This window comes from Floridaenema flaviceps BLCC-F50, from assembly GCF_041929275.2.
Taxonomy (GTDB): Bacteria; Cyanobacteriota; Cyanobacteriia; order Cyanobacteriales; family Aerosakkonemataceae; genus Floridanema; species Floridanema flaviceps.
The window spans coordinates 1,189,743-1,212,980 of the sequence record NZ_JBHFNR020000001.1 but is presented as its reverse complement, the minus strand read 5'-3'; the positions used below and the strand labels follow the sequence as shown (position 1 = coordinate 1,212,980).

Annotated in this window: 15 protein-coding genes and 1 pseudogene; 10 read left to right on the top strand and 6 right to left on the bottom strand. The window is 39.8% G+C overall.

Going from position 1 to position 23,238, the window contains the following annotated elements; genetic code table 11:
• Window positions 1-359: 359 nt before the first annotated feature.
• A complete protein-coding gene (locus ACE1CI_RS05845) occupies window positions 360-2,744 on the bottom strand; it encodes a response regulator (RefSeq protein WP_413267540.1) in 2,385 nt (794 codons plus the stop codon).
• 644 nt (window positions 2,745-3,388) lie between these two features.
• Here ACE1CI_RS05845 and ACE1CI_RS05840 point away from each other — a divergent pair.
• Together ACE1CI_RS05840 and aqpZ are read left to right on the top strand one after the other, a co-directional pair.
• Window positions 3,389-3,640, top strand: a pseudogene (locus ACE1CI_RS05840) (response regulator transcription factor); the annotation flags it as partial.
• Between the two features lie 125 nt (window positions 3,641-3,765).
• A complete protein-coding gene (gene aqpZ / locus ACE1CI_RS05835) occupies window positions 3,766-4,539 on the top strand; it encodes an aquaporin Z (protein WP_413267542.1) in 774 nt (257 codons plus the stop codon).
• Window positions 4,540-4,690: 151 nt separating this feature from the next.
• Here the strand turns inward: aqpZ and ACE1CI_RS05830 are convergent, their stop codons facing one another.
• Window positions 4,691-6,505 (bottom strand): hybrid sensor histidine kinase/response regulator, encoded by a 1,815-nt coding sequence (locus ACE1CI_RS05830; protein ID WP_413267543.1) that lies wholly within the window; start codon window positions 6,503-6,505, stop codon window positions 4,691-4,693.
• Between the two features lie 750 nt (window positions 6,506-7,255).
• Between ACE1CI_RS05830 and ACE1CI_RS05825 the strand changes: the two genes are divergently transcribed.
• From ACE1CI_RS05825 to ACE1CI_RS05790, 8 genes are all read left to right on the top strand, one after another.
• Window positions 7,256-7,726, top strand: a complete 471-nt coding sequence (locus ACE1CI_RS05825; protein ID WP_413267544.1) for a chemotaxis protein CheW — start codon at window positions 7,256-7,258, stop codon at window positions 7,724-7,726.
• Window positions 7,707-9,014, top strand: a complete 1,308-nt coding sequence (locus ACE1CI_RS05820) for a CheR family methyltransferase (RefSeq protein ID WP_413267545.1) — start codon at window positions 7,707-7,709, stop codon at window positions 9,012-9,014. Before ACE1CI_RS05825 ends, ACE1CI_RS05820 begins: the two co-directional genes overlap by 20 nt.
• A 60-nt stretch (window positions 9,015-9,074) precedes the next feature.
• Window positions 9,075-10,676: a HAMP domain-containing methyl-accepting chemotaxis protein gene (locus tag ACE1CI_RS05815; protein WP_413267546.1), complete on the top strand. Its 1,602-nt coding sequence runs from the start codon at window positions 9,075-9,077 to the stop codon at window positions 10,674-10,676.
• Between the two features lie 16 nt (window positions 10,677-10,692).
• On the top strand, window positions 10,693-11,439 hold the full coding sequence (locus ACE1CI_RS05810; protein WP_413267547.1) for a chemotaxis protein CheW: 747 nt from the start codon (window positions 10,693-10,695) through the stop codon (window positions 11,437-11,439).
• 6 nt (window positions 11,440-11,445) lie between these two features.
• Window positions 11,446-14,331, top strand: coding sequence for a hybrid sensor histidine kinase/response regulator (locus ACE1CI_RS05805; RefSeq protein WP_413267548.1), 2,886 nt, complete (start codon window positions 11,446-11,448; stop codon window positions 14,329-14,331).
• 2 nt (window positions 14,332-14,333) lie between these two features.
• Window positions 14,334-15,380: a chemotaxis response regulator protein-glutamate methylesterase gene (locus ACE1CI_RS05800; RefSeq protein WP_413267549.1), complete on the top strand. Its 1,047-nt coding sequence runs from the start codon at window positions 14,334-14,336 to the stop codon at window positions 15,378-15,380.
• A 2-nt stretch (window positions 15,381-15,382) separates the two neighbouring features.
• Window positions 15,383-16,909, top strand: coding sequence for an adenylate/guanylate cyclase domain-containing protein (locus tag ACE1CI_RS05795; protein WP_413267550.1), 1,527 nt, complete (start codon window positions 15,383-15,385; stop codon window positions 16,907-16,909).
• Between the two features lie 103 nt (window positions 16,910-17,012).
• Entirely contained in the window at window positions 17,013-19,307 is a 2,295-nt protein-coding gene (locus ACE1CI_RS05790; RefSeq protein ID WP_413267551.1) for an FdhF/YdeP family oxidoreductase, read from the top strand.
• Window positions 19,308-19,746: 439 nt separating this feature from the next.
• On the opposite strand, the gene ACE1CI_RS05785 is transcribed toward ACE1CI_RS05790, so the two are convergent.
• The 4 genes from ACE1CI_RS05785 to psaC all read right to left on the bottom strand — a co-directional run bounded on the left by ACE1CI_RS05785 (window position 19,747) and on the right by psaC (window position 23,093).
• A complete protein-coding gene (locus tag ACE1CI_RS05785) occupies window positions 19,747-20,043 on the bottom strand; it encodes a type II toxin-antitoxin system VapC family toxin (protein WP_413266637.1) in 297 nt (98 codons plus the stop codon).
• Window positions 20,040-20,258 (bottom strand): hypothetical protein, encoded by a 219-nt coding sequence (locus ACE1CI_RS05780; protein ID WP_413266638.1) that lies wholly within the window; start codon window positions 20,256-20,258, stop codon window positions 20,040-20,042. Before ACE1CI_RS05780 ends, ACE1CI_RS05785 begins: the two co-directional genes overlap by 4 nt.
• A 418-nt stretch (window positions 20,259-20,676) precedes the next feature.
• Window positions 20,677-22,578, bottom strand: a complete 1,902-nt coding sequence (gene glmS / locus ACE1CI_RS05775) for a glutamine--fructose-6-phosphate transaminase (isomerizing) (RefSeq protein ID WP_413266639.1) — start codon at window positions 22,576-22,578, stop codon at window positions 20,677-20,679.
• A gap of 269 nt (window positions 22,579-22,847) precedes the next feature.
• The gene (psaC, locus tag ACE1CI_RS05770) at window positions 22,848-23,093 is read right to left on the bottom strand and encodes a photosystem I iron-sulfur center protein PsaC (protein ID WP_073594425.1); all 246 of its coding nucleotides are present in this window, start codon (window positions 23,091-23,093) and stop codon (window positions 22,848-22,850) included.
• Window positions 23,094-23,238: the final 145 nt, after the last annotated feature.

The following is a 23,238-nucleotide window of genomic DNA, read 5'->3' as shown; positions in this document are numbered from 1 at the left end:
CTCTATCTATTTGGGAATTAGTAACAGTATAGCACCAACTATATCGATTCGCTGCGCTCAATCTGAGTTCAAAGGTCACAATTCATCTCCCGGTACAGCGCAGCTTACCGGGAGATGAATTGCGACATTTGAGATCAAGTTTTGCGTTGGGATTGGGGACTGGGGACTGGGGACTGGGGAGATGGGGGGATGGGGAGGTAGGGAGGTGGGGGGAGTGAGAGAGTTTCTCGTAAGGAGAGTTTTGAGTTTTGAGTTAATAAACTTCCCCATCTCCCCATCCCCCCATCCCCCCATCCCCCCATCTCCCCATCTCCCCATCTCCCCAGTCCCCAGTCCCCAGTCCCCTTGGCACCGAAAAACTAGAAAGGATACAAACAATAAGTATTTCTTCCCCGGTTTTTGGCAGTATATAATGCTTCATCTGCGATCTCAATTAAGGAATCAAAGCTTCGATCTGGTGTGGGAATTTTCCCTGTAATACCCATACTAATAGTCACATAATTTTTGATCTTAGATCTTTCATGGGGAATCTGTAACTGAGAGATTGTTTGTTGAATCCGTTGAGCAACACGCAAGGCACCATCGAGGCTAGTTTTAGGTAGAATAATGGCAAATTCTTCGCCACCATAACGAGCCGCTAAATCGGAAGATTTGATACATTCTTGAATTGTTTTAGCAATTTGTTTTAAGCAGATATCACCTGCTGGATGTCCATAAAAATCGTTGTAATTTTTAAAATGGTCTACATCACAGAGAATTAAGCATAAAGTTTCCTGTTCTGGAATTAGCTGTTGCCATTGTTGTTGGAGAAATTCTTCAAATGCTCGACGATTAGGAATTTGGGTTAATGGATCGATTCTGGCTTGTTGTTGCCAAATAGCTGCTTGCTGTTGATGTAGATAATCTAGCTGTTGACGTAAACGCGATCGCTCGATGCGGCTGATTACCCTAGTAACTAATTCAGGCCCTACGATCGGTTTACTAATCATATCATCGGCTCCGGCGGCAAAAACTTTTTGGGTGGATTGGCGATCGTTGTGAGCAGTTACCACTAAAATTGGTAAATCTCCATATTTCGGATCTTGGCGCACCACTTGACAAAGTTCGATCCCGTTAAAAGTCGGCATTTCTAAATCCAACAGCAACAAATCAGGCTCAGTACTTTTGAGCACCTCCCAAAATTGCTGCGGATTATCCAGACAAGTAACTTGCACTCCCCAAGGTTGCAGCACATGGGTTAAAATCTTCAACACTGTGGGATCGTCATCTACTACCATTACTTTGGCATCTTTTTCTTGAATTGGTAGTAGTAATTGGTAAATTGCTTCCAATACTTCTGTGGGAGTAACTGGTTGTACAAGATACTTTTCACTACCTAGACGAGCCACTTGCACCCGACTATCTAAGTTATCATGTTCTCCCAAAGTAATGAAAGGAATCGAAGGAAATTCTTGCCTTAATTCCCACAGCAGGGACAGTTGTTCTTTTGTTAGTGGCGGGGAGTTGAGTAGGAGTACAATGGCGATCGGTGTAGCTGAAGCTATCTGTTGTAATACTTTTGATTTATCTGAGATTAACTGAATTTGCCATTTCCAAAGAGCGGCTTCTGCAATTAAACTTTCTGCAAACTCGGTTTTTTCTCCTAGCAGTAATACTCGCGGAGCTAAAGTTGATGGACTTTCTTCTAAAATTTGGGGTGGGTTGTTTAATTCCTGTTTTAATTCCATTAGCAGTTGAGAAAAGCGAGAAATTTGTTGTGACTCTAATTTTGTTTCCTTTAACAGATGTTCGATCGCTCTTGCTATTTCCGATCCTGTCGGATAGCCAAAAGTTCCTAAACTTCCCGCCAATCGATGCGCTTCTTCCTTAGCTTTTTGCACCTGTTCGGGATTTACCTGTTGCCATCCTTCTGGAACTACCTCTGCCAAAATTTTCAGCCGTTCTTCCAGAGTAGAACGAAAATGTTCAAAAATTCGATTAATTGCTACTGATTCAGTGGGAAATTTATTAATTTCTGTTTTGTTTATTTTGTCTTTCTTCCCTTTCTTTGCCTTTTCTCCTTGAGCAGGCGCTGTCTTGACACGATATCCTAATCCATATACTGTTTCAATAAATTCTTCTTTCATTCCAGCAGCTTTTAGTTGACGACGTAAATCTTTAATCAAATTAGTGACAGCGTGTTCCGTTGGACAATTATCAATTTTCCACAAATGATCGATAATCGCATTGCGACTAAATATCCTTTGCGGATGGCGCAAAAACAGTTCTAAAAGGCTGTATTCTTTAGTTCTCAGGTTAACAACTTGCTGTTGATATTTCACCTGAGCTAAAGCCGGATCTAAACACAAATCCCCATAAGTTAAAATTGTTGCTTCGCACTTGGCACTTCCACGCCGTAATAAGGCTCGGATACGTGCTAATAGTTGGGCCCGATCGCAAGGTTTAGCCACATAATCATCGGCTCCAGCATCCAAACCTGTTACAATGTCATCATTTGAATCTTTAGCTGTCAAAATTAAAATCGGCGTGCTACATCCAGAGGAACGTAACTGGCGACAGACGCTAATACCATCTAATTTGGGAATTTGTACATCCAGAATTATCAAGTCATAATTACATACATTTGCCAATTCCAATGCTATTTGACCATCAGTTGCCAGTTCCACAATGTAGCGGTGAGTCTTCAGTGTTCCTGAGATTAGTTCGCCTGTAAACGGATCGTCCTCTACTAATAGAATTTTCATACCAGACTGGGGATTGTTTCTTGAGATGTGAACGAGAAGGGAGATTCGTCTACTTTACATCTTTTACTATAACTTTATAAGAAAGTGATAATATTTGACGGGCTAGAGCTTTTTCTTATAAGTTCTTTACTTTTAAGTTGTAGGTTTAGATTTAGCTAAAATTTAACACAACTTTTTTCTAGACCCAAAAAGCAACCAATACAATTTTATTCGGGAGTGTAACTGCAAAAATAAATTTTCAAAAAAGTAACTGCGCTTGTACAAGAAGGCTCCCAGACTCTCAGGGAAGAAGGCTTTTATGTTCAGCCTTTTACCTCTTTTCCACTGATAAGTTATTTCTGCCACCAGGCACTAGCTTAACAAAAATCTACGCTGGTAATATAAATATTTCCTGACATCGGGAAAATTTTTGATATAATTACCGTTGTAAAAATAATCAACAATAATCAAACAAAATTTCAGTAAATCCACTACTTTGGTTTCGAGATAGGTTTTTGAGAAATATGAAAGTTAACAGTAGCCTCTCTTTACTAGCGATCGAGCATTTAATCCAAAACTCCCAAGTTGAATTAAGTCAAACAAAATTGGAGATGCCTCAGCTACTCAATTCCAATATGCAATCAGAAAAATCTTGGCTCAGTAACAGCAAAACAGTTAGGATTCGGGCATTAGTCCCGGAGTATCATTTGTATTTACAAGAACACCCCCTAACTAAAAGGGAAATAGAAATTTTGGAGTTAATCGTCGAGGGAGACACTAATTCCGAAATAGCTGAAAAGCTATATCTTACAGTAGGGACAGTAAAAACACATCTGCGAAACATCTTTAATAAGTTAAATGTAAACGATCGCACCCAAGCCGCAGTAATAGCTCTACGTGCAGGTTTAGTAGAATAAGACAAAATTTTCTCATATTCTTATAATTCTCTTATCTCCTAGCTGTATAATATGTTCCAAAACAAAACAATTCAGAAAAAATAACTGTTACCTAAAGTCTGGAAAAACCAAGGAGATTTGTACTAATGACCTTAATAAAACGGTGTATCGCTGAGTTAATCGGTACATTTTGGCTAGTGTTGGGTGGTTGTGGTAGCGCAGTACTAGCCGCAACCTTCACCGCAGATGGTGCCAAAATGGGTGGAGAGACTTTGTTTCCTTTGGGGCTTGGGTTTGTTGGTGTCGCCCTTGCCTTTGGACTAACTGTGTTGACAATGGCTTACGCGATCGGTCATATTTCTGGCTGTCACCTGAACCCAGCAGTATCCTTTGGATTATGGGCAGGTAAACGTTTTCCCGCTTCCGAACTTCTACCTTATATTGCTTCTCAAGTGATTGGCGCAACGATCGCCGCTGGACTACTTTATTTAATCGCGACTGGGAAAGAAGGTTTTGTCCTTTCAGGTTCTAATCCCCTAGCTACCAACGGTTTTGGCGCACACTCACCAGGCGGATATAGCCTGTTAGCGGCTTTGATCACGGAAGTAGTAATGACTTTCATGTTTTTGATCATTATCCTGGGTGCTACCGATCACCGTGCTCCGGCTGGTTTTGCTCCGATCGCGATTGGCTTAGGACTTACCCTAATCCACTTAATTAGTATTCCTGTAACCAACACTTCTGTCAACCCGGCTCGGAGCACAGGTGTTGCTATATTTGCCGGATCGGAACTCTTGGCGCAAACTTGGTTATTCTGGGTGGCACCAATTTTTGGCGCAATATTAGCCGGATTTTTCTACTCCTCCTTTTTTAGTGAACCTGCGATCGAAAGTCGCCAACGCATGAAAGAATTGATTTAACTCAGATCTGGCTCTAAAAAGGAGGTAGAACCTCCTGCGATCTCGTTCCCTGGTTCAACCAGGGAACGAGAAATCCCCCCATCCCCCCATCTCCCCATCTCCCCATCTCCCCATCTCCCCATCTTCCCATCTCCCCATCTCCCCATCTCCCCTAAGAGCCCAGTGGGCTTTGAACAATGAATTTAGTAATATTGTTGGCGCTTTTAGCGATGATGTTTCCGCCCATTTGTTCAACCAACTTTTTTATCAGTGCTAGTCCTAAACCAGTGCCACCATATTTCCAGGGGTCGTTTTGCGGTATGCGATAGAATTTATCAAAGATCCGGGGAAGTTCTGCTTCTGGAATTTCCACACCTGTATTAGTAACGATCAGTTGCAGCCAAGAAGATTGATTGATTAGAGAAATACTTGCTTCTTGTTGAGTTGTTTCTTCCTGTAAGATGTTAAGTTCGATCGCAATGGTGCCACCTGCGGGAGTATATTTACAAGCATTATTCAGTAGTTCTGTCACCACTCGACTGAGACTAAAAGGATCGCAATTCACTGTTGGCAAGTTGCCTGCGAGATTAATTTTCAAATATTGTTGATGATTTTGGGTGCGAATTTCAAATGGCTCAATAATATGAAGAATCCAATCTTTGAGGTTAATTTCTGAGAGTTCTTGCGGATAAGTTCCGGCTTCTAGATGTTGTAAGTTTAACAAGTCTTCTACTAAAAGCAGTTCCCGATCGCACTCTTCCTGCAAAACTTTTAAATATCGCAAAATTTGGCGGTTTTGACTTACTAATTCCCTATTTCCCTGAGTCTGATTATCTTCTTGACTCAACAAACTTGCCAATAGTTGAATTATCATTTTCATACTAGCAATGGGGGAGCGCAATTCGTGGGAAATGGTATTAAGAAACTCATTTTTCAGTTGATTGAGCCGTTGCAGTTCTTGGACTTGAGCTTGTGCCGCTTCATAGAGACGAGCTTGGCGGAGTGCGATCGCGCATTGATTCGCTACCTGTTCCACCAAATTTACCTCCATTTCACCAAAACTAGAACAATTGTTTCTATATAACCACAAATCGCCTAAAATGCCTGTTTCTTCCACCTGATTATCAAATATTGGACAGGCAAGAATCGCTGCCTGATTCCCCGTTGAATTAGATTCTATTTGACAGAAAGCAAAGCAATATTTATGCTGTAACTGTTGATAAACTTCAGGAGAATCTATTGTATAAAATGGTTGTTCTTTAATTAGATTCAATTCTGGCTGTACCCATTGATATCGCATCACGGACTTGAAGCGATCGGGATGGTAAAGCACAGCATCACAACAGTTCACCTCTAACGCACATCCCAATGCTTCCACAACCATTTGCAAAATTTGATGTTGATCTAAACAATCCCGCATTCTATCAGAAATCTGCTTTAAGGTCGCAGCAAAATTTAAGGATTGTTGTAATTGCAATGTGCGAATTTGTACTCCTCGCTCTAAATTAATATTCAATTGCCGGACTTCTGCTTCCGCCAGTTGACGTTCATGAACTTCTCGTTCTAATTTTTGATTTTGTTCAATTAGAAGTTGCTGTTGTTGTTGGATTAATAATTGATTTTTAATGCGTGCTAATACTTCCAGTTCTTGAAAAGGTTTAGTAATATAATCTTGTCCGCCAACTTCAAATCCTTTAACTTTATCACTTATACCATTGAAAGCACTAATAAAAACAATCGGAATATGTTGTGTAACTTCTGAGGCTTTCAACTTTTGGCAAACTTCATAGCCATCCATTCCTGGCATATTAATGTCCAGCAAAATCAAATCTGGTGGATTTTGCTGGACACTTTGCAACGCCATGTTTCCACTCAGGGATTTACGAACAATATAGCCTTGCAACTCTAGAATTGTAGCTAACAACCGCAAATTATCGGGGTGATCGTCTACAATTAGAATACTTGTTTTAGATGGGGGTTTAAGCATAAGAAAATCTATTTTTGGCTATTGGCTATTGGCTGGCGGATTCGATAGTTCAGTTGATGGCTAAGATTAATTTCAATTGTGTTTGCTCTACTCACAAGTCAACTGTTGAATTTAGAGTTGTTCAGGTCCAGAAAGCTCTTCGACACAAATAAAACAGTAACAGAAGCTACCACACCCAGTAATATAGGCAAAGTTTTCCTCATTAGGGAGTGACAAATAGGTTGGATAGGAGCGACAGGGATGTTAATCATAAGGCGATCGAGCGAGCGAGCTATCAATTAAAATATCTCAATTTCATGGTGATTTCTTTGAGATCTCAACAATCTGAAATAAAAATTTTGTTACCAGGTAATTATTTTGACAAATTCATTGATAATAATTCCTTAATTTTGAAAAGCTCGGTAAGGCATCGCTACTGCTAAACTATACTTATGTGGGTGCTTCGGTCTAAGTTAGATCGTTAATTTGATGGTTTTGATCGTCCCTGAACCTTAAAGAACTAACGCCAGTAGTCAAGTAACTCTGTTGATGTAAAGTTTTATTTAGATAAAACTTTTCGCAATTGTAGTGATACTACTGCTAGATAGGGGAACAATAAGATAGGCAACAGCAAACTCTTCTATTATGTTGAGAACGCTGTTACCAATTATCAAATCTAAAAATACCAAGGAGTCAAAACACATTGACTAGGCAGAAGCCACTCAACCCAAACTGGCAGCAACTTTTTCCTGAAAGAGAGGTAAAATTTTCATGTTAATTCTAATCTTTCATATTGGAAATAGCTTATATGCAATTGATAGTTCTAATGTCATAGAAGTAATTCCCAGAGTTACTTATCGGGAAGTGCCTTATGTACCGAAATATGTAGCGGGATTATTTAATTATCGAGGTGCGATCGTCCCTGTAATTGACCTTTGTCAATTAATCAGAGGAACACCTTGCAAGCCTTACCTAAGTACTCGCGTAATTATGGTGAGTTATCCTGGTAAAGATGGCAAAGTGCAGTATATCGGATTGATGGCAGAGCGAGTAATCAAGACGATAAATAAACCAGAAATTGAGTTTGTTAGCTCTGGGATTCAAGCGAATGAAGCTGCCTATTTAGGTGGCATGGTGATGGATGAAAAGGAGATGATTCAACGAATAGATTTAGACAGATTATTTGCGGATTTAAAACCTATTAAGTTCTTAGGTGCGGTCAATGATTCTAGTAGCAATTGAGAAACTATTAAGCAAAAAAATCGGTATTGATGCTCAGATTATTGGGAAACACAGAATAGCTAGAGCCTTAGAAATGCGCCGTTTAGCTTGTGGTTTACCAGATTTAGAAGCTTACTTCAAACTTCTGCAAACCTTGCCCCAAGAATTTGAAGAATTGGTTGAGCAAATAGTAGTTCCCGAAACTTACTTTTTCCGCGATCGCCAACCCTTTAATTTTTTGAAAGATTACGTGCGATCGGAATGGTTAGCTAAATCTAATCGAACCAAATTTTCTTTGCTTAGTGTGCCTTGTTCCACTGGTGAAGAACCTTATTCAATGGCAATAACATTATTAGAAGCGGGATTACCTGCTCATCGTTTTAGTATAGATGCGATCGATATTAGCAAACAAGCGATTAGTAAAGCCAAAACAGCTATTTATGGAAAAAACTCATTTCGGGGAGAAAATTGGATCGATCGCGACCGCTACTTTCAATTAACAAAAACAGGCTATGAAGTTATTGCACCTGTGCGAAATAGGGTGAATTTTTCTATAGGTAATCTGTTGAATATATTCTCTAAGATTCAAGGTAAATATGATATAATATTTTGTCGGAATCTACTAATTTATTTGGAATTAACTGCCTGTGCAGAAGTTTTCCAAATCTTAGATCGACTGTTAGTTCCTAATGGGTTACTTTTTGTGGGAGCTTCAGAAACGGCTAAAGTTCCTAGCGATCGCTTTACATCAATTCGTCAATCTTACACATTCGCTTATCAAAAAGCGTCATTTAAAGAATCATCACCGTCATTACAGAAAACCTCAGCTATTACTGAGATAGATGAGTTTCCATCTAAATTAATTGAACAGCGATATGCTGTAATCAATAGTAATTCCTCTACCTCAGTGATTAGACAAAACTCTACCATAAAACCTGCTTCTAAACCTATTCAATCAAAAAATAAAGGCAATAATCATAGCAGCTTTGAAATTGCTAAACAATTAGCTGATGCAGGCGAAATAGAAGCAGCAATTAACCATTGTAAACAGTATTTGGAGTCCAATTTAGGTAATGTTGAATTATACACATTATTGGGTACACTATATCAGACGAAAGCTGAAAATAATCAAGCTGAACAATATTTCCGCAAAGCTCTCTACTTGAATCCTAACTATTACGAAGCCCTAGTCCATTTGGCTTTACTCAAAGAGCATCGCGGAGATATTGTTGGGGCGAATATCCTTCAGCAACGCATTCAAAAACTACAGGAAAAGGGGAACGGCGAACAGGGAATAGGGAATAAATAATTTCTGTTCCCTATTCGCTCTCCCAATAACAAACACAAGTAAAAAATCAAGGCAGTGATTATGTTGAATGGCATATTAAAAGAGCAATCAATTCAAAATCGCATGAAGACAGCTTTCAACTTCATGGGAATTTTAGCTTTGGTAGTGGCATTAGTTGGCTTAATTGCAACCATTAGCTTAAGTAACAATGTAAATACTATAAATAATAACAGTTTGCCAAGTCTAGTTGGCTTATGGAAAATTAGCGATGGGCAAATTCAAATCGAAGCTGCGGAACGTGGCTTATCAATTCTCGGAGTAGATCCACAGGAACGACAAGCAAAATTAGCTCGGATTAATAAGGCTTTGGAACAAACTAAAGAAGGATTTAAACAATATGAAGTGACACCCCGAACTGAAGATGAGAATAAGCTTTATGAAAAACTTTTGAGGGATTGGGATAGGTGGGAAGAGGGTCATAAGGAATTTCTCAAGCTTAACCAACAATTTGACAGTATAGGGATTCCGAATCCTTATACTAAAGAAATAGAACTTTTGCGTCAGAATAAAACCGATTCGCCAGAAATGGCGCAAGTACAAAAAGCAGTAAATGCTTTGGATAAACGATTGAACAACATTCTTGAAAGTCGCGATAAATATAAGGCTGTAAGAGAGGATCTTTCAGAGTTAAAAAAAATTAATCAAGATGTAGCTAATCAAGCTGAAAAAGCTACAACTATAGCAATAAATCAATCAAAGTTCTGGACGATTTTAATTATAATAGTAGGCCCTACTGTAGCAATTGTACTAGGGCGATTTCTCAGTAATGCTTTGATTCGTCGCTTGCAACAATCAGTTGTTCAAATTACCACTTCTGCAACTCAAATTGCTGCTTCTGGTAAAGAATTGGAAGCAACTGTTGCCGAACAACTTGCTTCTACCAACGAAGTTACTGCCACAGCGCAGGAAATTGCTACTACTTCTAGAAAACTAGTATCAACAATGGAGCAAGTAGCGGGAATGGCTCAAACAACAGCAGTTTCAGCTAACGATAGTCAGAATGAATTGGCAGAAATGTCTAATGTCATGCAGCAATTATCAGAAGCAACTACTTCTATTTATTCAAAATTAGGGGTAATGAATAAAAAAGCTGGCAACATTAATAATGTTGTGGTGACTATTACTAAAGTTGCCGATCAAACGAGTTTATTATCACTTAATGCTGCGATTGAAGCCGAAAAAGCTGGAGAATATGGTGCAGGTTTTGCAGTGGTGGCGCGAGAAATTCGTCGCCTTGCTAATCAGACAGCTGTTGCCACATTAGAAATTGAACAAATTGTCAAAGATATGCAATCAGCGGTGGCAGTTGGGGTGATGGAAATGGATAAATTTAATAAGTCAGTTGGTGATAGTGTCGATCGCGTGAGTAAAATTAGCGATCAGGTAGCAAAAGTAATTCATCAAGTGCAAAGTTTGCCTCCACAATTTGAACGAGTGAGTCAAAGTATGGAAGAACAATCTGAGGGAGCACAACAAATTAGCGAAGCAATGGAACAATTGAGCCTAGCTTCTCATCAAACAGTGGATGCTTTGCGAGAAACTAATAGCGCTTTGGAACAATTAGAGGATGCTGCTCAAGGATTACGCAGGGAAATTTCTCGCTCTAAGGTAAGTAATTATTGAAGAAGGTAAACGATCGATGATCGATCCAGTGAATGAAGAATTAATTGTGGAAACTATCCCGATCGATCGCTCAATTCTGAATGATTGTTGGAATCAAATTGGAGTAATGGGCGATCGATCCTGTAGTAAATTAGCAAGTGTAATGCACTGTCATGATTGTCCTGTTTATGCAGAAGCAGGTGACAGTTTACTAGAGCGACTCCCCCCGCCAAATTATTTGGATGAATGGATTAATATCCTCGCAGAAATACCAGTTGAACAAGAAGAAACCGAAGGCGACGAAATTGTTATTCGCACAGCCGAAGCAATTTCTGTAATGATCTTTCGCTTAGGAAATGAACGATTAGCTTTTCCGGTAAAATCTTTGCAAGAAGTTACTCATCCCTGCGTGATTCAACCCCTACCGCATCGCAGCAATAATTTGTTTTTAGGATTAGTAAATATTCGAGGAGAAATATTACTGTGTGCTTCTCTAAGTCATCTTTTGAACATAGTACTAAATGAAGAAAGTTCTCCCATTCCTAATGCGAGCAATACTAAGCGAATGATCGTAGCAGGACAAGGAATTGATAAATGGGTATTTCCAGTTGATGAAGTACATGGCGTTTACCGTTTCCATGAAAAAGAATTGAGAGATGCACCAGTGGTAATTTCTAAAGCTGCGGAAGCATACACTAAGGGAATCATTAATTGGCAAGGAAAGAAAGTAAATTATCTTGATTCTGAATTGTTGCTCTATACTCTTAATCAAAAAATTTTATAGTTGATTATGTTAAATGATTACTCTAAATTAGAATTATTTCGCCAAGAGGTAGAAGCTCAAGTTGCTATCTTGAAAGAAAGGCTTCCTGTATTAAGAACGCAACAATTTCCTCTGCGAGTCATTGAGCAAGCAATTCAAGCAGTTCACTCAATTTGGGGAGCTTCCAGAGTTGTCAAAATGTCAGCAACCGCCGATTTAGCGCAGTTAATAAAAGATTGTTTACTTGCTGTTCACGATAAGAGTGTAACGCTAGGCGACGATCAAATAGATGTTTTACTTCATGCTGCTGATTTACTTTTGAGTATGAGCAAAGCAGCTGAGGGTGAATTCGATCGATGGATGAATGAACATTCTTGGGATTTAAGCACAACTCGAAAAGCTATTTCTGTAACTATAAGTCTGGGAAAAGTTGTGCCACAAACTCCGACAGATCGGGAAAATGAAGTGGTTAAAACTGTTTCGGTTTCTGCTCAATTACCTGTGCAACAACCGGATTCTTCAGAGTTAGTAATAGAGCCAAATTCTTCCCTGCCTTTGGATATTCTTGAAACTTCGGGTAAAATTATTGAAACCAATCTAACTGTGTCTGAAAGTCCGCCAGCTACTTTCAGTGGCGATCGCTCAATGATGGAGCTATTTCGCTTAGAAGCAGAAGCACAAGTAGCCGTTCTTAATGAAGGTTTATTAGCACTAGAAAGTAATCCTGAATCGACGCAAGCATTGGATACATTAATGCGAGCAGCGCACTCAATTAAAGGTTCGGCTAGAATTGTATCATTAGATGAAATAGTTAACTTAGCTCATGTGATGGAAGATTGTTTTGTGGCGGCTCAAAATCAGAGCATTACACTCAATCGGGATCATATTGATGCGTTACTTCATGCAGTAGATTTATTACAAGGAATTAGTCAAGTTAGCGATACAGAATTACCAAATTGGTTGACAGAGATGGGAATCGATTTTGCCGAAACGCGATCGCTAATTGCGGCAATTCTGAATCCGAATACCCCAACACAAATCACCAAAAAGTCGGAGGATTCTATTACTATTTCTGATTCAGCTGTTGTTGCCATCAATCCATTTAATCCAGCAAATAAAATAGTTAAACAACCTGCAAATCAAACTACCTCTGCATCCGAACAAACAGCTACTCAAGATCGAGTGGTAAGAGTTAGTGCAGAAAACTTAAATCGAATTATGAGTTTGGCGGGAGAATCTTTAATAGAAGCTAATTGGTTGCAACCTTATGCCGATTCAATGATGACTTTAAAAAGGCAATTAGTTGAATTATCTCGATCGCTAGAACAGTTACAAGATGCTTTAGATCGTGATGCTTATCATCAGGAAGGAAAGGAGTATTTAGAAGAGGTACGCAACCGGGAAAATGAATGTATTAATTTCCTCAGCGAACGCTTGAGTGAATTAGAAGTTTATGCTCAAAGAACTGCTAATTTATCCGATCGCCTTTACCGCGAAGTTATCACTTCTAATATGCGTCCTTTTGCGGATGGTGTGCAAGGTTTTCCCCGAATGATTCGCGATTTAGCACGCAAACTAGACAAGCAAGTTAAGTTAGATATTATTGGTAAATCAACGCCAGTCGATCGCGATATTCTCAAAAAATTAGAAGCACCTTTAACTCATATTTTACGCAACGCCATCGATCACGGAATTGAATTACCAGCGGAACGGGTTGCTGTTGCTAAACCTCCAGAAGGTACCATCCGTTTAGAAGCAATTCACCGAGGCGGAATGTTAGCAATTAGTATTTCTGATGATGGCAAAGGAATCGAACCTGAAAAGTTACGTCAAAAAGTAATTAATAAGAATCTGGCGACAGCAGATATGGTAGCTCAAATGAGCGATGCAGAATTGTTGGAATTTCTATTTTTACCGGGATTTTCTACTGCTAAACAAGTAACAGAAATTTCAGGAAGGGGAGTAGGATTAGATATTGCTAAAAGTATGGCGCAGGAAGTTGGGGGAACAGTACGCGCCACTTCTCATCCGGGAAAAGGAACGAGTTTTCATTTTCAACTCCCATTAACTTTATCTGTAGTTCGCACACTTTTAGTCGAAATCTCTGGCAAACCTTATGCAATTCCGTTAGCGAGAATCGAGCAGATTGTAACTGTAGAACGAGCGAATGTTTCTGAAGTAGAAAACCGCCAATACTTCACAATGAATCAACAAAATATTGGTTTAATTGCTGCTGATCAAGTCCTAGAATTACCTGAACTTACTACAAATTCTGACACACTTTCTGTAGTAGTAATTAGCGATCAATCTAATCCTTATGGTTTAGTAGTAGATAAGTTTTTGGGTGAACGCGATCTAGTTGTTAGACCTCTCGATCCAAGGTTAGGCAAAGTACCCGATATTAGTGCTACTTCTTTAATGGGAGATGGTTCACCAATTCTAATTATTGATGTATCGGATATGGTGCGATCGATTGATGCCATCCTCAATACCGGAAAATTAGCAAAAATTGGTGCCAAATCAGCAATAAGTACTACTAACAAACAGAAGAAAATTCTGGTGGTTGATGACTCAATTACAGTCAGAGAAATGGAACGCAAACTGTTAGAAAATCGCGGTTATCAGGTGGATATTGCGGTTAACGGCGTGGAAGGTTGGAATGCAGTTCGCAGCAATCGCTATGATTTGGTAATCAGTGATATTGATATGCCGCGCATGAATGGGATAGAGTTAATCAAGCAGATGCGAAGTCATCCTCGCTTACATTCAACCCCAGTGATTATCGTTTCTTATCGCGATCGCGAAGAAGACCGGATTCAGGGTTTAGAAGCTGGTGCAGACTACTACTTAACAAAAAGTAGTTTTCATGATGATACTTTAATTGATGCTGTTGTCACTTTAATCGGGCGCTAATTATGAAAATTGCTATTGTTAATGATTTGGCGATCGCACAAACCGTACTGCAAAGAGTTCTCCAAACTGTTCCCAATTATCAAATCATTTGGACAGCAAAAAATGGAGACGAAGCAGTGAGAAAATGCGCCCAAAATAAACCAGACATAATCTTAATGGATTTGCTCATGCCTGTGATGAATGGGGTAGAAGCAACTCGTCAGATTATGAAAAACTCTCCCTGCTTTATTTTAATAGTAACTTCAGATAAAGACCGAAATTTATCGCAAGTTTATCAAGCAATGGAATATGGTGCAATAGATGTGGTAAATACTCCGGTTTTTTCGTCAACAGAAAGTGACAAGACAGCCAAAGACTTACTAGATAAAATTGCCAGAATTGGCAAATTAATGAAAGTATCTACTACCTTGAACAATAAGGTCAAAGAATCGCCTAGTTTATCACCAGTAGTAACCCGCAACAAATTTTCTGCCACAACACCATTAATAGCAATTGGTTCCTCAACTGGTGGGCCAAAAGCATTAGCCAAAATACTCTCCCAACTCCCTGCCAATTTTGATGCCGCTGTTTCCATTGTACAGCACGTAGATGCTCAATTTTCGGAGGGTTTTGTTGATTGGTTAAAACAACAATGTGCGTTACCAGTGCGAATAGCTAATTCGGGCGATCGCTTGGAAAAAGGAACAGTTTTAGTTGCTGGAACAAACGATCATTTGTATTTGCAATCCGACCTAACTTTGAGTTATACCCAACATCCAATTAATTATCCTTACCGTCCTTCGGTGGATGTATTCTTCAAAAGTTTGGCGCAAAATTGGACTCGTAAAGGAACAGCAATTCTATTAACTGGAATGGGAAGAGATGGGGCTGAAGGATTAAGTGCTTTGCGACTTCAGGGGTGGCATACGATCGCTCAAGATAAAGAAAGTTGTGTAGTTTATGGAATGCCTAAAGCAGCAGTTGAGTTAAACGCTGCTGTGGAAGTTTTATCACTAGATGCGATCGCCTCTACCCTCCTGAAAAATTCACTTTTCCACCGTAATCTTTAATTATGACTACTTTAATAAGCGAACAAATAACTGTTTTATTAATTGACGATCAATCGATTATTGGTGAAGCAGTCCGTCGAATGTTAGCTCCCGAATTAGATATAGTATTTCATTATTGTAGCGATCCTACCGAAGCCTTAGACCTTGCCGAAAACTGCAAACCAACAGTTATTTTACAAGACTTGGTAATGCCACAAATGGACGGGTTGCTGTTAGTGCGGTTTTTGCGTTCTAAAGATGCTGTAACTTGCCACACTCCCTTAATTGTTTTATCTAGTAAAGAAGAACCGATAATTAAAGCCAAGGCGTTTGAATTAGGTGCTAATGATTACTTGGTGAAATTGCCCGATCGCATGGAATTAATCGCCAGAATTCGTTATCATTCCCAAGCTTATACTAACTTTTTAAAACGTCAGGAAGCGGAAGCTCTTTTCAAAGCAGAAATCTTACGTCAAGCAGCATATATTGAGCAAGTAAGTAAAGTAACAACCGCTGCTTCTGATGTGGAACGGGATGCCTTTCAACCAGAAACTTTAGCAGAAGTTGCCAAACGTAGTGACGAACTCGGACAATTAGCACGAGTTTTCACTAACATGGTTAAAACTGTTAAAACCAGAGAAAAAGAGCTAACTGATGCTAATACTAAATTAGAATCTTTATTAACAACTTACGGACGTTATGTTCCTCACGAATATCTCCGATTTCTTCGTAAAAAAAGCATTACCGAGGTTCAGTTAGGCGATCATGTCAGTAAAATAATGGCTGTAATGTTTTCTGATATTCGCTCCTTCACCACATTATCAGAAAAGATGACTCCCAAAGAAAGCTTTGCTTTTATTAACTCTTATTTGCAAAAAGTGGGGCCCCAAATTCGCACCAATCATGGTTTAATTGTTAAATTTTTGGGAGATGGTGTAATGGCTGTTTTTCCAGAGGGTGCTGATGATGCTTTAGCGGCTGGCGTGGCAATGTTTAGAGTTGTGGAAGATTACAATCAGGAGCGATTAAAATTAGGAAATGAACCGCTCAAAATAGGCATTGGTATTCATGTAGGTCATATAATGTTGGGGATGGTTGGCGAATCAAATCGGATGCAGGGAGATGCTTTTTCTGATAGTGTTAATTTAACGGCTCGATTAGAAGGTTTAACTAAATTTTATGGAGTTTCCTTGTTGATTTCTCAACAAGCTTTTGAGCAGTTGACTAATCCAGAATCATACCAATTAAGATTTTTAGACCGAGCGATTGTTAAGGGCAGAAAGGAACCTTTAGCAGTTTATGAAGTTCTGGATGCAGAAGCCGAAGAAATCAGGAATTTGAAGTTAAAAACTCAGGCAGATTTTGAGCAAGGATTAGAATATTTCACAAAAAAAGATGGATTGGCAAAGGCAAAGGTTTGCTTTGAAAAGGTGTTAAGTGTAAATCCTGCTGACAAAACAGCGCTGCTTTATCTGCAACGGATTGATCTTCTGACAAATCAGGGTATTCCTGATAACTGGAAAGGGGTTTGGACTTTTACTGAGAAGTGATTTATGGGGTCGATCTCAGATCTGGCACCATTCTCTCTCAGATCTCAAGACGATCGCTGAGATTGTAGCTAAAATAAAATTGCATTCATTGAGTTAACCACAGATGAACAACTCTCCAGACTTCGGCGCGAGCCCAGCAGTTGAGCTTGTCGAAACTCAGTCGAACGACAACGAATCTCATCCCTCAGTAGGGGGCGGTTTACCTGTAATTCAATATTGGGTAGAAAAGACTTTCACTCCCACAGGATTGAAACTATGGCAAACACTCAATCATAAAAGTGCTTGTTTATCTTGTGCTTGGGGAACAGGTGGACAAAAAGGCGGATTTGTTAACGAAGCTGGAGAATATTTACAACGCTGTGCTAAAAGTGTGGAAGCGATCGCATCGGAATTGCAACCCGCTATTAACCCAGAATTCTTTGAGAAATATAATATCACGCAACTGCAACAACTCACTTCACAGGAATGCGATCGTTTAGGTAGACTCAATTATCCCCTAATTCTGAGAACCGGAGCATCCCACTACGAACGCATTACCTGGGAAGAAGTTTTCCAAATAGCAACCAAAGCATTTCAACAACCAGCCCAACGCATCGCTACCTATAGTTCCGGGCGTTCCTCCAATGAAGCCGCTTATCTGCTACAACTGCTAATGCGTAGCTTAGGCAGCAATAACCTAGCAGATTGTTCCGATCTCTGTCACGCTCCCTCAACCGTTGGATTAAAACAAGTATTTGGCTCAGGCACATCAATGGTGAGCCTAGAAAGCCTAAAAGAAAGTGATTGCGTGGTTTTAGTTGGCTCTAACGCCCCAGCTAATCATCCCCGGTTAATGAATGAATTGATTAAATTGCGCCAAAGAAATGGCAAAGTTATTATTATTAACCCCCAAATAGAAATCGGCTTAGTAAAATTTGCTTCTCCAGCTTTTCCCATTAAATCTCTGCTCAAAGGCGGCTCAGACATCTCTACTTTATATCTGCAACTAATTCCTGGTAGCGATGTAGCCTTATTTATTGGTTTACAAAAATCCTTAATAGAACAGAATTTAATCAAAAAAGACTATCTCGCCTCCTACACCGACGGCTGGCAAGAAGTCATAAATTATGCCCAACAAACATCTTGGGAAACTATTACTAACACAAGTGGTTTATCTATTGAAGAAATCACAGCCGCAGCTTATTTAATTGGTACATCAGAGCGAGTAGTATTTGCCTGGGCAATGGGCATTACTCACCACAGTAACGGAGTAAATAACGTTTTTAGTATTGCTAACACAGCCTTAATTACAGGTAATGCCGGAAAACTCGGTGCAGGTACAATGCCCATTCGCGGACATTCCAATGTGCAAGGATTTGGTTCAATGGGTGTAACTGTGCGATTAAAAGAAGAAATCAAACAAGCACTCTCCCAATTATTAGGACATCCCGTAAGTGAAACCCCAGGTTATGATACTCGCGCCTTAATTGAAGCCGCTACAGAGGGAAAAGTTGATACACTTTTATGCTTAGGGGGAAATCTTTATGCCGCTAACCCGGATTTAAAACAAGCCAAATTTGCATTATCCCAAATTCAGACCATTTTTTATGTTGCTACTAAACCAAATTTAGGACATTTTCACGGATTAGCACAACATCAAACCTTAATTTTACCTGTATTCAATCGGTTTGAAAACCCACATCAAACTACCACAGAATCTGGGAATAATTTTGTGCGGTTAAATGATGCGGGAACTAGTCATTTACAACCAAGTGAAGCTGAGTTAATTTCGGAAGTGGAATTACTTGCAGAAATCGCTCATCGCCTACATGGAGAAAGTCCAATTAATTGGCGAAAACTACAAGATACTAGCTATGTTAGGGAGTTAATTGCTAAAACCATTCCCGGTTATCAAAAAATTGCCACAATTGACAAAACGCAAGAAGAATTTACTATTGAAGGGCGAATCTTTACTCAACCAAAATTTGCTACAAGTTCAGGAAAAGCCCAAATGTTTGTCACACCTTTACCACAATTAAGTTTACCAAATAAAACTGATTTTGGGATTTCCGAAGAGCAAACGGGGATGGTGCTAATTTTAGGTACGGGACGCAGCTACGGACAACATAATACTGTAGTTTATCAGCCGGGGGATAAATATCGAGGAATGCCCCATCGCCATTGTATTTTAATGAATCGTTTGGATGTGCAGAATGCCGGATTACAAGAACATCAACGAGTTTCTGTTAAAGGAGATGCTGGAGAATTAGATAATATTGAAATTATTTGCGGTGCGATTCGGGAAGGAGCGGCTTTTATGTTTTATCCTGAAGCTAATATTTTATTTAGTGCGAATAGCGATCGCCGCAGTGGTACACCTGCCTATAAACGAGTTCCTGTCTGTGTATACGTTAAGTAGCCTATAACGCTATAGCCAGGAAAATAGTTTAACTGTTCTATCTGTTAATAGACAAAAGCTCCATACCATTAGTGTACAACTTTACTATCAAATATCAAAAAGTTTATCAACTGACTCCTAGTAATCTTTTGGCTTATGATACTAAATCCGGGTGAAAAACCCCTTTTTCTGGGGAAGGGGGAAGGGGGCAGGGGCAAGGGTTTTTGCTCCGGATGTGGTATTACCTTTAAAACCAATATCCTGCTTCCCCTTCTTCCCCTTCCCCTTTCCCCCTTCCCCCTTCCCCTCAAAAATAACGGGGGTAACTAACCCGGATTTGGTATGATGCCCTGACTTGCTCTAAAAATCTTTATGAAGTTAAAATTTGATAACAAAGGGAGGTCTTCTGGGCTGGGTGTCAGCAAAAACGCTGAGAATCTATAGCAAGAATCAGATTTAATTACTTAAGAGTTTGTACATCGGGATAAGCAAGAATTTTTGCATCAACAATTATGGGAATCGTCAGATTGATTAACTGTACTCCCGGATAAGCCAAAGCTGCTTGCAACCACTCATCAACTGAACGGGATAGAATGAGTTTGTTATTCTCTACTAATTTAGCGACTTCCCAACAAGAAATAATGCTAACTCCTAAACCTTGAGCTTGATATTGTTGTATCCAATCTCGATGTTGCTGAGTAAGTCGCTGATTGTTATCAACCCACCAAATCCATATCTGGGTGTCGAGTATAATCATTGCAGTGCTTCCCAATCTTCTAAAGGGGTAGCAGGTTCACAAGGATCTTCATAGCGATATACTGTTCCTTGCAAAGGATAAGGATTTGATTCTGATTTTTGGTAATTACGTTTAAGGATAATAATTTCCACAGAATCACCCGCTTGAAATGGCAAATCTTTTAAGAGTAAAGTGCCATTGTCAGTTAAAGTTGTTTCTATCTTGTGTGCATTCATATTGAATATGCGATTTATTTAAAGATGGACTTTAGCGCTAAAGCGCAACAACGTACCTCAATTTTAGTTTATCCTTTTCATATCATGTCCGGTTGATTGCCCATCATTGCAATACCCTCAAAACAATACTTTCAGCCATTTTTATTCAGGTTATTCGACCAGACATGATATCACTAGTTTCTCTAAACGCGCTTTATTCATTGTAAGGCGCGATTTTTCTTTAAGTTTGTTGTTTGGTAAGAGCGATCGCTATCATGTAGTAACGCTCAAATTTAGCCTACTTCCATTACCTCATGATTCTGCCTACAAAAAATCTCGCTTAGGGGGCTATACATTCGCCCCCTGAAATTGTACAATTTTATTATTAATTGTCCAACTTTATTATTCCTACCCAACGCAGTCAAATCGGATATTTCCTTTATTCAACTGTTACTGACTTAGCTAAATTACGAGGTTGGTCAACATCTAAACCGCGTCGAGAAGCAATATGATAAGCTAACAATTGCAGGGGAATTACTGTGACAATGGGAGACAATAATTCATCAACTAAAGGAACTGGTAAAACTTGATCGAAAACATCCGATTCTTCCCCTTCATTACTTGTGGTTACGCCAATTAAGCGGGAATCACGGGCTTTGGCTTCTTGGGCGTTGGAAATTACTTTTTCATAAACTGGACTACCAGGCATGGCAATGGCAACTACCGGAACCTTAGCATCTAAAAGTGCGATCGGACCATGCTTCATTTCCCCAGCCGGATAACCTTCAGCATGAATATAACTAATTTCCTTCAATTTCAGCGCCCCTTCTAAAGCAATTGGGTAATTAATTCCCCTACCCAAAAAGATAAAATCTTGCGTCTCTGCAAAATCATGGGCTAACTCTTCAATATATCTTTCTTGGCTTTCCAAAACCATTTCAATTTGCGCTGGTAGCAATCGTAAACCATCCAAAATTTTCTCGATCGCAATAGCAGATAAAGTCTTTCTCCGATAAGCTAAATCCAAAGCCAAACAATAAAAAGCGATTAATTGAGCCAAAAAAGTTTTCGTCGCCGCCACCCCAATTTCAATCCCAGCATGGGTATCAATAATATGAGAAACTAATTGCCCAAGAGAACTTTCAGGACGATTAGTAATCCCCAATAATCTCGCCTTAAATTCCGCAGATTTACCCAATCTTCGAGTTTGTTCCATTGACAAAGCAGCCAAAGTATCAGCCGTTTCTCCTGATTGTGTCACCCCAATAGTTAAAGTATTTGCAGTTAACGGCGGCGGCGCATAACGAAACTCAGAAGCATATTGCACAGTCGTCGTAATTCCGGCTAACTGTTCCAACAAATATTTTCCCACTAAACCAGCGTGCCAAGAAGTACCACAAGCCAAAATTTGAATATGTTCTAAATCTGCACAAAGTTCAGTTGGTAAATCCAATTTTATCGGTGATTTCCCATTCGATGCCGTCCAATCACTATCAAGATAAGATTCCAAACAAGCTCTTACAACTCCTGGTTGTTCATAAATTTCTTTGAGCATAAAGTGACGGAATCCTTGCTTTTCGACTAATATCGGATTCCAATTCAAAGTGCGGGGAGTTTTCTTCAATCTATCTCCAGCAAAATTGTAAACTTCCACACCCAAAGGAGTTAACCGAGCTAATTCCCCATTTTCTAAAGTTAAAACAGCACGAGTATAAGGGACAATTGCCGGAGTATCGGAAGCGCAGAAAAACTCACCGGAACCGAATCCGATCGCTAAAGGTGCCTGCTGTCTCGCTACAATTAACTCATCAGGAAAATCAGCGGAAATTACTGCGATCGCAAACGCCCCCTCCAGCTTATTCACCGCTTGTCGCACCGCTTCCAAAAACCGCGAATTAACAGAAACAGCAGAATTATTCGGCAACAAAGTTAAAAATTCCGCAATTAAATGCGGGATTACTTCTGTATCAGTGTCCGAGCGAAACTTATGCCCCCGACTCTTTAACTCTTCCCGCAACTCCCGATAATTTTCCACAATCCCATTTTGCACCACCGCCACTCGCATCGCCGTATCCGTATGTGGATGTGCGTTGTACTCTTCCGGCTTACCATGAGTAGCCCAGCGAGTATGCCCAATCCCTATTTGCGCCGGATTTTCATCACCCGCTAACTTATCACGCAGGTTTTGTAATTTCCCCTTAGCCCGAACGCAGTGAATATCTCCCTCCCTCACAGTAGCTACGCCAGCCGAATCATAACCCCGATATTCCAGCTTCTCTAATCCTGCTAACAAAATCTCACTAGCTGCCTGAGTGCCAATATAGCCAACAATTCCACACATTTCACGACCACTCCTGCTCTTGCCAAACAACTATAACTTACTTGCTAAAAGCTACTGAGCTATCAAGATAACGTCAAGTTTTCTGTAAGTAATGACTTTTGGGTAGTAGGGTCTAAATCCCCTGAAATTACACCCTATTGCCTGTTCCGTTCCCTGTTCCCTGTTCCTGTTTTATCACCAAATAACTAGTCCTGAGTACGAGTCAGAAGTTCAACAGATGGAAGGAAGAATCTTCACAACTCAACACTCAGGACTATGGATGCAAGAGCTTAGTAGGCCAAGCCCATACTGCGAGTAGTTTCAGCGCCCAAGTAAACTCGGATGCTCAAAAAGTCTGTGGGGCAAGCCGTTTCGCAACGTTTGCAACCAACACAGTCCTGTGTTCTAGGAGATGAAGCAATCTGTTGGGCTTTGCAGCCGTCCCAGGGAACCATCTCCAATACGTCAGTGGGGCAAGCCCGGACGCATTGAGTACAGCCAATACAGGTATCGTAGATTTTTACTGAATGTGACATGGAATAAAGACTCCAAACGAGGCTCAACAATGCGACTCTGCAAAGCAGATAACACAAGCTTCTTTGAATCAAAGCTTAGTTTACCGCACACTCTCTCAGGTACTCCTCAAAACTCAGCAAAACTTTAAAGAACTTGACAATTGAT